Genomic DNA, 13,233 nt, shown 5'->3' with positions numbered 1-13,233 from the left:
CCCTCGACTCCGCCATGGCTGACTACAAAGACACGCTGAATCTCCCCGACACCCCGTTCCCGATGCGCGGCGACCTGCCCAAGCGGGAGCCGCAATGGGTCAAGCAGTGGCAAGAGAAGAAGCTCTATCAGAAGATTCGCGAGATCTGCGCCGGCCGGCCCAAGTTCATCCTGCACGACGGCCCTCCCTACGCCAACGGCAACCTGCACCTGGGCCACGCCCTGAACAAGATCCTCAAGGACATCATCGTCCGCTCCAAGACCTTGGCCGGCTTCGATGCGCCCTACGTGCCGGGCTGGGACTGCCACGGCCTGCCCATCGAGCACAAGATCGAGGTCACCCACGGCAAGAACCTGCCCGCCGACAAGGTGCGGGAACTGTGCCGCGCCTATGCCGCCGAGCAGGTGGACGTGCAGAAGCAGGAATTCATCCGTCTGGGCGTGCTGGGGGATTGGGACAATCCCTACCTGACCATGAACTTCGCCAACGAGGCCGGCGAGATCCGCGCCCTGGCCGAGATGGTCAAGCAGGGCTACGTCTTCAAGGGCCTGAAGCCGGTGAACTGGTGCTTCGACTGCGGCTCCGCCCTGGCTGAGGCCGAGGTGGAATACGCCGACAAGAAGTCCCCCACCATCGACGTGGCCTTCCCGGTCAGCGAGGCCGACGCCCCCAAGCTGGCCGCCGCCTTTGGCCTCAATGCCCTGCCCAAGCCCGCCTATGCGGTGATCTGGACCACCACCCCGTGGACCATCCCCGCCAACCAGGCGCTTAACGTCCACCCCGAGCACGAATACGCCCTGGTGGATGCGGGCGACCGCCTGCTGGTGCTGGCCAAGGAGCTGGTGGCCGACTGCCTGAAGCGCTACGGCCGCGACGGTACGGTACTGGCGACGACCCAGGGCAAGGCCCTGGAGCGCCTGGAATTCCGCCATCCCTTCTACGACCGCGTTTCCGTCGTCTATCTGGCCGACTACGTGGGCCTGGATGCGGGCACCGGCATCGTGCACTGCGCCCCCGCCCACGGCGTGGACGACTTCAATGCCTGGCGCCACTACGGCCGCGGCAACGACGAGATCATCTCCATCGTCAAGGGCGACGGCGTCTATGTGGACGACCTGCCCTTCTTCGGCGGCCTCTCCATCTGGAAGGCCAACCAGGCCATCTGCGACAAGCTGAGCGAAGTGGGCAGCCTGCTCTCCCACGGCAATGTGATGCACAGCTACATGCACTGCTGGCGACACAAGACCCCGGTGATCTACCGCGCCACCGCCCAATGGTTCGTCGGCATGGACCGCCTGCCCACGGACGGCAAGTCCCTGCGCGAAAAGGCCCTGGCCGGGGTCGAGGCCACCGCCTTCTATCCGGCCTGGGGCAAGCCCCGCCTGCAATCCATGATCGCCAACCGGCCCGACTGGTGCATCTCCCGCCAGCGCAACTGGGGTGTGCCCATTCCCTTCTTCCTGCACAAGGAGACGGGAGAACTGCATCCGCGTACGGTGGAGCTGATGGAAGCCGTGGCCCAGCGGGTGGAACAGGAAGGCATCGAAGCCTGGTTCAAGCTGGACGCCGCCGAGCTGCTGGGCGCCGAAGCCGCCCAGTACGACAAGATCAGCGACACCCTGGACGTCTGGTTCGATTCCGGCACCACCCATTGGCACGTGCTGCGCGGCTCCCATCCCATCGGCCATGCCAGCGGTCCCTGTGCCGACCTTTACCTGGAAGGCTCGGACCAGCACCGGGGCTGGTTCCATTCCTCCCTGCTCACCGGCGCTGCCATCGACGGCCACCCGCCCTACAAGGCCCTGCTCACCCACGGTTTCACGGTGGACCAGCAGGGACGCAAGATGAGCAAGTCCCTGGGCAACACCATCCTGCCCCAGGAAGTCTCCGACAAGATGGGCGCCGACATCCTGCGCCTGTGGGTCGCCGCCACGGACTATTCCGGCGAGCTGGCCATGTCCAAGGAGATCCTGGCCCGGGTGGTGGAGTCCTACCGCCGCATCCGCAACACGGTGCGCTTCCTGCTCGCCAACACCGCCGACTTCGACATCGCCACCAATGGCGTGGCTCCCGAGCAGCTGTTCGAGATCGACCGCTACGCCCTGGCGTTCACCGCCCAGTTGCAAGCGCTGTGCGAGGCCGAGTACGCAGGTTACGAGTTCCACAAGGTGGTCCAGGCCCTGCAGACCTTCTGCTCCGAGGACCTGGGCGCCTTCTACCTGGACGTGCTCAAGGACCGGCTGTATACCACCGGCGCCGATTCCCTGGCCCGCCGCTCGGCCCAGACCGCCCTGTGGCACATCCTCCAGGCCCTGACCCGGCTGATGGCGCCGATCCTGTCGTTCACCGCCGAGGAAATCTGGGCGGTGGTGAGCGGCAAGCCCGACGACTCGGTGATGTTCACCACCTGGCACCCGCTGCCCGTGGGCGGCGATAGTGAGGCCCTGCTGGCCAAATGGGCGGCCCTGCGCGAGGTGCGCGGCGAGGTGATGAAGGAGCTGGAAGCCCTGCGCGTGGCCGGTTCCATCGGCTCGTCCTTGCAGGCCGAGGTGGAAATCCACTGCGATGGCGAGAAGTACGCGCGCCTGGCCTCCCTGGGCGACGACCTGAAATTCGTCCTCATTTGCTCCAAGGCCACGGTGGTGAAGTCGACTGAAGACAAGCTGGTGGCCACTCCGAGTGGCCACGGTAAGTGCGAGCGCTGCTGGCACGTGCGCGAGGACGTGGGCGCCAACACCGAGCACCCGACCCTGTGCGGCCGCTGCGTCGAAAACCTCTACGGTGCCGGCGAAGCCCGGACCCATGCCTGAGCTGGGCTCGGCACGATGAGCGACGCGACGACGGCCCGTCCCGGCGATGCCGCCCCGGCAGCGGTCTGGCTGAAATGGCTGCTGCTGGCCGTGGCGGTGATCCTCTCCGACCAGGCCAGCAAGCTGTGGGTGCTGGACGTATTCACCCTGGGCGAATCCCGGCCGGTGACCGAGTTCTTCAACCTGGTGCTGGTGTACAACCGGGGGGCGGCGTTCAGCCTCCTGGCCTCCGCCGGCGGCTGGCAGCGCTGGTTCTTCGTCGTCCTGGCGGCGGCCGTGTCCCTGTGGATGGGCGCCATGCTGCGCCGCCACGCCGGCCAGCCCGGCCACCGGCCGCTGTGCATCGGGCTCAACCTGGTGATCGGCGGGGCCATCGGCAACGTCATCGACCGCTTCGCTTACGGGGCGGTGGTGGATTTTCTCGACGTGCACGCCTTCGGCTGGCACTGGCCGGCCTTCAATCTGGCCGACTCGGCCATCTGCCTGGGCGTGGCCCTGCTGGCCTGGCACGAGCTACGCCACGGCGGCGGCAAACAGGGGCCGGGAGAAAACGCGGCGTAACGCGGTCAAACCTGACCCTCGTTTCCGTTTGCCCCGATCTGCCATGAGCGATTCCCATCCTGCCCACCTGCGTATTCCCCCCGGCCAGCGCCAGGTCCACGACTTTCCCGTTCTCGACCTGGGCATCCGTCCCGGGCTGACCCACGACGACTGGCGCTTGCGCCTGTTCGGCGAGGTGGAGCGGGAAGTGGTGCTCGATTGGCCCCAGTTGCTGGCCCTGCCGCAAACCCGGGTGGTGATCGACTTTCATTGCGTCACCACCTGGACCCGGCTCGACATGCCCTGGGAGGGCGTGCTCGCCCGGGACGTGATCGCCCTGGCCCGGCCCACCCCGGCGGCGCGCCACGTGGTGCTGCACAGCGGTGACGGCTACACCACCAACCTGCCCCTGGCGGCCCTGCTCGACGACGACGTGCTGGTGGCCCATTCGGTGGAGGATGCGCCCCTGTCCGACGACCACGGTGGCCCGGTGCGCCTGCTGGTGCCCAAACGCTACGGCTGGAAGAGTGCCAAGTGGCTGACCGGCATCGAATTCACCCGGGACGACCACCCCGGCTACTGGGAAGTGCGCGGCTACCATAACGAGGCCGACCCCTGGAAAGAGGAGCGCTACGGCGACTGAGCCGCCGCTGCGTTCCGCTGCTGCACGTTCCGATCCGTTCATCCGATCCATCCGCAACCTGCGAACCGAACCGACCATGTCCGCTTCCTCCGCCACCGAACCGGTGGTTACCCCCTCCAGCTTCCTCACCCTGCACTACCGGGTGTCCACCGGCGACGGCACCGAGGTGATCAGTACCTTCGACATGAGCCCGGCCACCCTGCAGATGGGCGGCGGCCAACTGGCTCCGACCCTGGAGAACAAGCTCCTCGGTCTGCCCGCCGGTGCCCGCCAGACTTTCGAGCTGGCCCCGGGCGAAGCCTTCGGCGAGCACAACCCGCGGCTGGTCGAGCGCATCCTGCGCAGCGCCCTGCCGGACGGTCTGGAGCTCAAGGAGAATGCCGTGGTCGAGTTCGCCACCCCGGAAGGGGCCGAGTTCGCCGGCTTCGTGCGCGAGCTTACCGACAGCCACGCCCTGATCGACTTCAACCACCCCCTCGCCGGCAAGTCGGTGCGCTTCGACGTGCACCTGATCGGTGTGCTGTAAGGGGGGCTGAACCCCGTGGGCTGAAACCCCGCGCCCCGTGGGCATCTCCGCGGGGTATGCCCGGAGATGCCCGTCCCTATTGACTCTTGGGCCTGCCTGCCCGGAGCGCCTTATTCCACGCGCCTTTCGAGATACCACCCCCATGCAAGTCATCCTCGCCACCCCCCGCGGTTTCTGTGCCGGCGTCGAGCGCGCCATCGCCATCGTCGAGCGCGCCCTAGAACTGTTCGGCGCCCCGATCTACGTGCGCCACGAAGTGGTGCACAACCGCTTCGTGGTGGACGGCCTAAAGGCCAAGGGCGCCGTGTTCGTCGAGGAACTGGACGAGGTACCGGACGGCGCCACGGTGATCTTCTCCGCCCACGGCGTGGCCAAGGCGGTGCGCAGCGAGGCCGAGGCCCGGGGCCTCAAGGTGTTCGACGCCACCTGCCCCCTGGTGACCAAGGTGCACCTGGAGGTGGCGCGCATGCGCAAGGACGGCCGCGAGATCATCATGATCGGCCACAAGGGCCACCCGGAAGTGGAAGGCACCATGGGCCAGGCCGAGGGCGGCATGCACCTGGTGGAAACCCCGGCCGACGTGGCCGCCCTGGCGGTGCGTGACCCGGCCAAGCTCGCCTACGTGACCCAGACCACCCTGTCGGTGGACGATGCGGCGGTGGTGGTGAATGCCCTGCGCGAGCGCTTCCCCGAGATCGTCGGGCCGAAGAAGGACGACATCTGCTACGCCACCCAGAACCGCCAGGACGCGGTGAAGCTGCTGACGCCGGAATGCGACGTGGTGATCGTGGTCGGCTCGCCCAACAGTTCCAACTCCAACCGCCTGCGCGAAGTGGCGCAGTTGCGCGGCGTGCCGGCCTACCTGGTGGACCTGCCCGAACAGATCGACGCCAACTGGCTGGCGGGCAAGGCCCGCATCGGCGTCACAGCCGGCGCCTCCGCCCCCGAAGTCTTGGTGGAACAGGTCATCGCCCGGCTGCGTAGCCTGGGCGCGGGGCAAGTGGCGGTACTCGAAGGCGCTCCGGAAAACGTCACCTTCCCGCTGCCGAAGGAACTGGCGTAGGGGGGGAGGGGGGCTGGGGAGAGCCCGACAGCATCTTGCTTGAGGGTGTCGGGGAGGCAGGTTCTGGAGTCATGGGCTGCCCATCGATGTCGGCCTCCAGCGTGAGGATGGATTTCACCGGAAGCCCGTCGATTTCGCCGGGGCGGTAGCGAGCGGTGAAGAAGCGCTGCACGATGCCCGCCTCGATGCTGCGGGGCAGGGTGGAGCGGACCACTTCGATCCGTTCCGGCCGGCCGGTTTCATCAATGAAAAGCCGGAAGCTCATCCGTCCCCCGGTCGGTTGGTCGGTTGCCAAGGGAACTGTGCTTTCCAACTCGGACTGCGGGCTGGCCTGGCGGGTCAGCTCCTGGGCTTCGTAATAGCGGGGGGGCAGGGGCAGCGGTGCGGGCAGGCCCTCATCTTTTGGGGCTGGGTTCGAGGGGCGGGGTTCGGGGGCGGTACTGTCGGCCTGCGGCTGGGGAGGCGACATCCGGTTGCTGTCATCTAGGACGCTTGCCCGCGGTGGCAGGCGTACCTCAAGGCCTGAACGGCCGGGTTTCTCCGGGAGGGGAGCCAGGGGCAGCACGAGACAAAAGACATGCAGGCTGGCCGAAATGAGCAGGCTGGCAACCAGGGTCTGCTGGGCCGCCGTCAGGGCTGGGGTCTCCTCAACCATTTATCGCAAAAACCGGACCATTGGTCACTCAAGGGTGGGCCCGGCCTGGGGCAGGGCTTATAAGTTCGATGAGAGGGTTTCCTTCCGTCATGCAGATTGCCTTTATCGGCGCTCACGCGGAGTTGGTGCCCGTTCCGATTATCGGCGACTCTTCCCCCTCATGAACAGCCTTGCTTCCACGCGATCAGCAACCGGCAGCGGATTTACCCTGATCGAACTCATGATCACCATCACGGTGGTTGGCATCTTGCTGACCATTGCGGTACCGGCCTTCAGCCAGTTCGTGGTCAATAACCGGCTCACATCCCAGATCAACGACCTGCTGGCCGATGTTTCCTATGCCCGCAGCGAAGCGGCGACCCGAGGAGGGCGGGTGGTGGTGTGCCCGAGTTCGGATGGCAGCACGTGCACCGGTTCCTGGTCCAACGGCCGCATCGTTTTTGCCGACCTGAACAACAACTCCACCCGGGACAGCACGGAGGTCATCCTGCGGGTCAGCCCGGCATTGACTGGCGGCAACACGTTTGCACTGACCGGCATCGCGACGACCGATCCGCTGGTATTCCGCTCCTACGGCGGGCTCGTCGGCGCGGCCCAGGCGACCTTCAAGCTATGCTCCCCGGCCAGCGCGACCGGTCGGCAGCTCGTCATATCGATCACCGGGCGGCCGGTGGCAACCCAGGTTGCTTGCCCGTGAGGAGGCACATGATGGCGTTACCGAAACGGCAGTCGGGCGTTTCCATGCTGGAGGTGCTGATTGCGATCCTGATCCTCTCGCTTGGGTTGCTCGGCATGCTGGGGGTGTTGCTCAACAGCATCAAGCTGACCTCGTCATCGAACTACCGCAGCATTGCCGCCGAACAGGCCAATGCCATGGCCGATTCGATCCGGGCCAATATCAGCAGCCTGAGTGCCTACAACTCACCGGCATCGGCCTTGACGGCTGGGTGTCTTTCCTCGTCAGGGTGTACGCCTGCCCAACTGGTCAGCAACGATCTCTATGTCTGGCAGAGCCGGCTGGGGGCCCTATTGCCCAGCGGTGCGGGTACCGTTTGCCGCGACGATACGCCGGGCGACGGGGGGCCGGCCAACTGGCAGTGCTCCGGTGTCGGCATTTACGTCGTCAAGATTTGCTGGAGCGAAGCCCGGGTCGCCATTTCCGGCGCCACTACCTGCGTGTGGGCCAATATATGAAATCCAGTCCGCGCATCGCCCACCAGTCAGGGCTGTCCCTCGTCGAGCTGATGGTGGCGGTCACCATCGGTCTTCTTATCGCCTTGGTCGTCACTCAGGCCTACTTGACCGGTGTTGGCAGCCAGCGCACCCAGACCGACCTGACACGGATCCAGGAAACCTCACGCTTTGCCTTCGATCTCTTGTCCAAGGAAATCCGGCGGGCGGGGTACCGCAACACCTATGTCCTGGGGAGTCAGGCTCAGGACTTTTGCGCCAAATCCCCAACTAGCCGCCCCGTTTTTACCGGGCAGAACGATGCAGCCACCCTTAATCTCGGTGCCGTTGCCGGGACGTGGACCATCCTCAATTCCAGCGATGTACTGACGGTCTCATTTTATGGCGAGGACAATGCGGCCGGCACTGCTGCCGATGGCGTGTTGCTGGATTGCCTGGGTAATGCCGTGCGGCGCAATTCCCTGGTTCGGGACACGCTGTTCGTTGCGGCAGACGTGAACAACAACAATGAGCCGACCCTGTTTTGCTACTCCGACAACAAGGCCGCCAATGGCACCCAGTACAGCACCACGGCGATTGCCTTGGTTCCGGGGGTCGAAGTGTTGCAGTTCCTCTACGGCGAAGATACCGATGGCGATGGGGTGCCCAACCGTTACGTGCCATACAGCGGACTGACGGCTAGCAGTCTTTCCGACGGCGTGGTCAGTGTCATGGCCGGCATCGTGGCCCGTACCCCCAATGCTGTCAGCACCGACACCACCACGACCGCCAAATCCTTCCGTCTTTTCGGCGCCGACTATGCCGCGACCAACGATGGTGGGGCCGTGTTTACCGCTCCCCTGGATCGGCGTATCCGTCAGATCACTACGTCGACGATTGCTTTCCGGAATTTCCCGCTATGCCCGTCCTGATTTTTCATTCGGCTAGCCGTCTAGGCAAAAGCCCGAGGCGTATGTCGCCACCTGCCGCGATGGGTGGGGCAGCATTGCTGACGGCGCTGATTTTCATGGTGGTGCTCACCATGCTGGGGTTGAGCGTGACTAACTCCACCAGCCTCGAAGAGCGTATCGCCCGGAATTTCCGCGATCACGAACTGGCGTTCGCCGGCGCAGAAGCGGCGTTGCGGGATGCGGAAATTCGTATCACCGGTTTCTGGACCAATCCGGCCCAGCCGGTCAGTCCTTTCAGCTTCAAGGCCGATTGTACCAACGGCCTTTGCGATGGGCAGGCTGCGACCCAGCCGGTGTATACCGCCTACAGCATGACAGGCTCGCCGAGCGTGAGCCTCGGAACTACGACCCAATCGCCTGCAATCAGCGGTCTGGTCAATCCGCCGCGCTACCTGATTGAAATCGTTTGCGCTGCACCTTTGTTTGGGGAAGGCATATCGGCGACGGGCGGGAGCCCCTGCCGCTATCTCTACCGCATTTCTGCGCAGAGTGGTGGCCGTCTTGGCGAGGCGCAAGTGTTGCTACAAGAAGTCTACGTGCTGAATTGAGGCGGATTACCGCTGGGATCGTTGGGGGTTTGATGATGAACGCGATAAAAAAAACCGTGTTTGGACTGCTGGCGGTTCTGTTTACGTCAAGCGCGGTGGCGGCGCCGCTGGCCAGTGCGCCGTTAAGTCTGAAAGGCAGTGTGCCCCCAAACGTGCTGTTTGCCTTGTCGGTGGAATTCCCGACGGCAAACACTGCGGCCTACCAGGGCACCAACGATTACACCTCGGCAAACCAGTACCTGGGGTTGTTCGACCCGAAGAAATGCTATGCCTATGACAGCACCAACAACTGGTTCTATCCGGTAAGCATCACGACCACTCAGACCTGTTCGGGGCAGTGGAGCGGCAACTTTCTCAACTGGGCAACCATGACCGGTTTGGACGAATTCCGCTACGCCATGACTGGCGGCAACCGCTACCAGGATACGTCCACGCTGACCGTGCTTGAGCGCACGTACCAATCTGGCCAGGGTGGAACAAACAACTTTCCCGATAAGACGACGACGGCGGGGGCGGCAGCTACAGCGGGATCTACACCATTTGATAACACCTCCCTGACTATCCAGAACCAGGGAAAGGGTGTTGCAGTGGCTGTTTCAGGGACGACTCCCTCTACTGCGACGTGTTCTGGAACATTGGGGACAAGTTCTCCTTACTGCGCAAGCTTTACTTTGTCCAATGGGCATACGGGGACTTGTAAGAACTGGTCAGGGGATGGTTCTAGTGCGGCTAAGGCTTATGCGTGCTCGTCATTCAATACTTTTTCCGGGAATGAGAGTTTGACCATTTCCAGCTGCACTACTACTGGGAAAAATTCTGGCGGGAAATATGTTTGTACTGCCCAGCAAGTTACATATCCGCTTTCTGCTACGACGTATCAGGTACGCGTTAAGGTTTGCGATACATCCATAGGCCTTGAGAGTAACTGCCAAGGCTATGGCTCAACATATAAGCCAACCGGAGTCATCCAGAATAACGGCGATAAGATGCGCTTCGGCGTTTTTTCATATTACAACTCTAATGACATTGATAACGCGGTGATGCGCTCGCGTTTGAAATATGTTGCTCCGCAAATGTACTCATCCTCTGGAGGTAATATTTCCAATGCTAATGCGGAGTGGTTGTCGGCCGACGGGACGCTAGTTACCAATCCGGATCCTGCTGATGCCAGTGCGTCTTATCCTTCAGCAGTTAGTCAGTCCGGTGTAATTAATTACATCAATAAATTTGGCAAGGCGTCGGGAAATTATAAAACTTATGACGATGTCGGTAAGGTTTATTACGAGGCGCTAAAATATTTGCGCGGCTTGCAGCCTACTTCTGACTTTTATGTCAAGGCTACTGCTGCTGGGAGCGATGCGTTCCCGATTATCACCAGCTGGGATGATCCTCTGCAATTCTCTTGTCAGCGCAATTACATCATCACCATGGGGGATAGCCATACCTGGTGTGATAAGCGTCTTCCAGGGGGTAGCTATACCACGACAGGCAGTGGCACTTGTAATGCGCAGAATGGTCAGGCAGCGGATCAGGGCAGCTTGCCTGGCGACACTGGGGTAAACGTCACAACCTGGACGAATAAGCTTGGGGCCATGGAAGGCAATGCGTCGCTGGCAACTACGATGACTGGGGCCGGCGGTGCCAGTTTCTATATGTCGGGTCTGGCGTATTGGGCTGCGCTTAATGATATTCGTCCCGATGATGCTACCAAGGTCCAGACACTTGGGAATCAAAACGTCAAGAGCTATGTTATCGATGTCGAGGAGAATAAAGACCTCGGAATCAATTCTCAATATTGGTATGCCGCAAAATACGGTGGAGCAGACAGCTTTGCTGCAAACGGAGCCCCACAAAACTGGTCGCAAAATATTTCGATTGGCGCACCATACTCTACCTTCAATGGTGCCTGGCCCAAAACCCTGCTGCGTGCCGGTGATCCTCAGTCGATGATTTCGGCGGTTCAAAGCGCGATTTCGACAATTTCAGCCCAAGTAATGAGCGAAGCGGCCCTGGCTCAATCGGCAGGGGATTTGCGTACCTCGAACGGTGCCTATATTTATCGGGCTATTTTCAGTTCCAATGGTTGGACAGGGGACTTGCAGGCATTTCACTTGAGCTCCACCGGGGCGATCGGCTCGACGCCGGAATGGTCAGCTGCATCCTTGCTGCCTGCTGCGGCAAGCAGACTTGTTTTTACCTATAACGATGGCTTGACGCCTACCGGTACCACCGAGAGCACCAGCAATGCGTATAAAGGCGTTGTTTTCTCGGCGGCCAGTAACGATCCCGCATTGGCGAGCAACAGCAATTTCTCTTCCCGGCAAAAAGCGTTGCTCAACACCAACGATGTGGCAACTGTTGATAATTTCGGCGCTGACCGTGTCAATTATCTGCGTGGCAATCAGTCCAATGAAGGAGCCCTAGGGCATGGTTGGCGTGCGCGCAATTCGCTTTTAGGCGACATCGTCAATTCGAACCCTGTCTATGTAGGGTTGCCTGCTTATGGTTTAACCGGAACCGGCTACTCAGACTTTGCCAATAGTGTTTTCAGCCGTAAGCCCATGGTGTATGTGGGTGGGAACGATGGAATGCTGCATGGGTTCGACGCCAGCCCGGCCGGTACGGTCGGTGCTACGCCGGGACAGGAGCTGATTGCCTTTGTGCCCAGCGCCATTTATGGCAAGTTGAATCAGTACATGTCACCTCGTTACAGCCATAACTATTACGTGGATGGCAGTCCGACGGTGAGCGAGGCATGCTTCGGTAGTTGTGCTTCGTCTTCCGACTGGAAAACGATTCTCGTCGGAGGACTCAATGCGGGAGGGCAGGGGGTTTATGCGCTTGATGTGACCAATCCGGCCAACTTTACGGCCAGTAACGCAGCGAATATTGTGTTGTGGGAGTTCACTGATCGAAACGACCCCGATCTGGGCTATACCTTCAGTAAGCCCCTCATCAAGAAAATGAATAATGGGCGCTGGGCTGCTATTTTTGGCAACGGCTTCCAGAACACCTACCCGGACAGTTCCGTCAGTACGACGGGGCGTGCCTATCTGTACATCGTCTATGTCGATGGCCCTGGGAGCGGTCAAGCCTGGAGTTCGAGCAACTACGTCAAGATCGCGCTCAAATCCCCTAGCGAACCGACAAATCCGACATTGCCCCTTAATCCCGCGAACGGGCTGTCTTCTGCGGTGGGGCTGGATGTGAATCTGGATGGTACGGTGGATTACATATATGCCGGCGACCAGCAAGGTAATATGTGGAAAATCGACGTCACCAGCACGGATCCGACAGCTTGGGGAGCCGCGTTCGGCACTACGGCAAATCCGCTCCCACTGTTTACGGCAACCGATCCTTCCGGCAATCGCCAGCGAATTACAACAGGCGTGGAATTGTCCCGCCACCCCAACGGCGGTTACATGGTGCTTTTCGGTACGGGCTCCTATATCGAAACCACCGATGCCTTGCCGCCGTTCAAGACAGATTCCTACTACGGTATCTGGGACAATATGGGGTGGGTTGATCCCACGACCAATCAAGTGTCGACCGGGTCTACGGTGAGTGGCCGTAGTGCCCTGCAGCCACAGCAAATTCTGACTACCCAGACCAGTGGCGGGGATTTGTTCACGTTCATGTCCCAGTGTCCAGTGAATTACACCACCGCTCCGTTGACCTTTACGCCCACCGTACTGTGCCCGGCGGCTATTGCGCCGACCAGCGTCGGGTTACAGCGGGGGTGGGTATTCGATTTCCCCGGCAGCGGGGAACGGGTGGCTTCGGATCATCCGCTGGTGGAGGGCGGGATCGTGACCTTTACCTCCCGGACGCCGGCATCCGACCCCTGCACCGGCAACATTACGGGATGGGAATACGACGTAAGCTACCTGACCGGTGGCGCCTCGTCTCAGGGGGTTTTCGACTTGGACGGCAATGGCTTCTTGAATAGTCTTGATCGGGTGACGACCAGCCTGGTTTCCGGAGGTGCGAATCTCGCGCTCCCCCCGTCGGGTCGCCGTCTGAATGGAGCCAGCGACACTCCGGTGCGCCTGCAGACTCCGCCACCTACCGCGTCCAGCGGGACGGGAACCCAGACAACGGCCTGCCCCGATTTCATCCCAGGTTGGGGGTGCCCGTCCCAGTTGGCGCTACGCAACAAATGCGTCATTGACGTTACTTCTGGTGAGTTGATCGGTTCCACGGGCAATAGCCTAGCTGGTTCCGGCAAATGTTTTTCCACGCCGACCGGGCGCATGCTCTGGCGGCAAATCATCCGTTGAGGATCAGCAATGAAGCGATGCAGGGGT

The 13,233-nt window shown here is 61.8% G+C and carries 11 protein-coding genes; 10 read left to right on the top strand and 1 reads right to left on the bottom strand.

The annotated features are described in order from the left end of the window. Nucleotides 1–14 precede the first annotated feature (14 nt). The 5 genes from ileS (at nt 15) to ispH (ending at nt 5,582) form a co-directional block, all read left to right on the top strand. Nucleotides 15–2,810: an isoleucine--tRNA ligase gene (gene ileS / locus V7Z98_RS01910; RefSeq protein WP_334156791.1), complete on the top strand. Its 2,796-nt coding sequence runs from the start codon at nt 15–17 to the stop codon at nt 2,808–2,810. A gap of 15 nt (nt 2,811–2,825) precedes the next feature. Further along, nucleotides 2,826–3,371, top strand: a complete 546-nt coding sequence (lspA, locus tag V7Z98_RS01905) for a signal peptidase II (protein WP_334156790.1) — start codon at nt 2,826–2,828, stop codon at nt 3,369–3,371. 43 nt (nt 3,372–3,414) lie between these two features. Then, on the top strand, nt 3,415–3,993 hold the full coding sequence (locus V7Z98_RS01900) for a sulfite oxidase-like oxidoreductase (protein ID WP_334156789.1): 579 nt from the start codon (nt 3,415–3,417) through the stop codon (nt 3,991–3,993). Nucleotides 3,994–4,069: 76 nt separating this feature from the next. Next, on the top strand, nt 4,070–4,519 hold the full coding sequence (locus tag V7Z98_RS01895) for an FKBP-type peptidyl-prolyl cis-trans isomerase (protein ID WP_293259711.1): 450 nt from the start codon (nt 4,070–4,072) through the stop codon (nt 4,517–4,519). 142 nt (nt 4,520–4,661) lie between these two features. Further along, nucleotides 4,662–5,582 (top strand): 4-hydroxy-3-methylbut-2-enyl diphosphate reductase, encoded by a 921-nt coding sequence (gene ispH, locus V7Z98_RS01890; protein ID WP_334156788.1) that lies wholly within the window; start codon nt 4,662–4,664, stop codon nt 5,580–5,582. On the opposite strand, the gene V7Z98_RS01885 is transcribed toward ispH, so the two are convergent. Then, entirely contained in the window at nt 5,551–6,237 is a 687-nt protein-coding gene (locus V7Z98_RS01885) for an energy transducer TonB (RefSeq protein WP_334156787.1), read from the bottom strand. The genes ispH and V7Z98_RS01885 overlap by 32 nt on opposite strands. A 160-nt stretch (nt 6,238–6,397) precedes the next feature. Between V7Z98_RS01885 and V7Z98_RS01880 the strand changes: the two genes are divergently transcribed. The 5 genes from V7Z98_RS01880 to V7Z98_RS01860 are packed head-to-tail and all read left to right on the top strand — an operon-like array spanning nt 6,398 to nt 13,206. Beyond that, complete coding sequence (locus V7Z98_RS01880; protein WP_334156786.1) at nt 6,398–6,934, top strand: GspH/FimT family pseudopilin; 537 nt, start codon at nt 6,398–6,400, stop codon at nt 6,932–6,934. Continuing rightward, a complete protein-coding gene (pilV, locus tag V7Z98_RS01875; protein WP_334156785.1) occupies nt 6,850–7,431 on the top strand; it encodes a type IV pilus modification protein PilV in 582 nt (193 codons plus the stop codon). The genes V7Z98_RS01880 and pilV overlap by 85 nt, the downstream gene beginning before the upstream one ends. Further along, nucleotides 7,428–8,339, top strand: coding sequence for a PilW family protein (locus tag V7Z98_RS01870; protein WP_334156784.1), 912 nt, complete (start codon nt 7,428–7,430; stop codon nt 8,337–8,339). Before pilV ends, V7Z98_RS01870 begins: the two co-directional genes overlap by 4 nt. A 41-nt stretch (nt 8,340–8,380) precedes the next feature. After that, nucleotides 8,381–8,926: a pilus assembly PilX family protein gene (locus tag V7Z98_RS01865; protein ID WP_334156783.1), complete on the top strand. Its 546-nt coding sequence runs from the start codon at nt 8,381–8,383 to the stop codon at nt 8,924–8,926. Between the two features lie 32 nt (nt 8,927–8,958). After that, nucleotides 8,959–13,206, top strand: coding sequence for a pilus assembly protein (locus V7Z98_RS01860; protein ID WP_334156782.1), 4,248 nt, complete (start codon nt 8,959–8,961; stop codon nt 13,204–13,206). Nucleotides 13,207–13,233 lie beyond the last annotated feature (27 nt).

The organism is Oryzomicrobium sp. (assembly GCF_036820405.1).
GTDB lineage: Bacteria > Pseudomonadota > Gammaproteobacteria > Burkholderiales > Rhodocyclaceae > Oryzomicrobium.
The sequence above is the reverse complement of the archived record's forward strand: the minus strand, read 5'-3'. Positions and strand labels throughout refer to the sequence as shown.

Excerpts from the sequence above, each read along its gene's own strand:
- ileS (WP_334156791.1), top strand. The coding sequence starts at position 15 with ATGGCTGACTACAAAGACACGCTGAATCTCCCCGACACCCCGTTCCCG.
- V7Z98_RS01900 (WP_334156789.1), top strand. The coding sequence starts at position 3,415 with ATGAGCGATTCCCATCCTGCCCACCTGCGTATTCCCCCCGGCCAGCGC.
- lspA (WP_334156790.1), top strand. The coding sequence starts at position 2,826 with ATGAGCGACGCGACGACGGCCCGTCCCGGCGATGCCGCCCCGGCAGCG.
- V7Z98_RS01885 (WP_334156787.1), bottom strand. The coding sequence starts at position 6,237 with ATGGTTGAGGAGACCCCAGCCCTGACGGCGGCCCAGCAGACCCTGGTT.
- V7Z98_RS01870 (WP_334156784.1), top strand. The coding sequence starts at position 7,428 with ATGAAATCCAGTCCGCGCATCGCCCACCAGTCAGGGCTGTCCCTCGTC.
- V7Z98_RS01860 (WP_334156782.1), top strand. The coding sequence starts at position 8,959 with ATGATGAACGCGATAAAAAAAACCGTGTTTGGACTGCTGGCGGTTCTG.
- ispH (WP_334156788.1), top strand. The coding sequence starts at position 4,662 with ATGCAAGTCATCCTCGCCACCCCCCGCGGTTTCTGTGCCGGCGTCGAG.
- V7Z98_RS01895 (WP_293259711.1), top strand. The coding sequence starts at position 4,070 with ATGTCCGCTTCCTCCGCCACCGAACCGGTGGTTACCCCCTCCAGCTTC.
- pilV (WP_334156785.1), top strand. The coding sequence starts at position 6,850 with ATGCTCCCCGGCCAGCGCGACCGGTCGGCAGCTCGTCATATCGATCAC.
- V7Z98_RS01880 (WP_334156786.1), top strand. The coding sequence starts at position 6,398 with ATGAACAGCCTTGCTTCCACGCGATCAGCAACCGGCAGCGGATTTACC.
- V7Z98_RS01865 (WP_334156783.1), top strand. The coding sequence starts at position 8,381 with ATGTCGCCACCTGCCGCGATGGGTGGGGCAGCATTGCTGACGGCGCTG.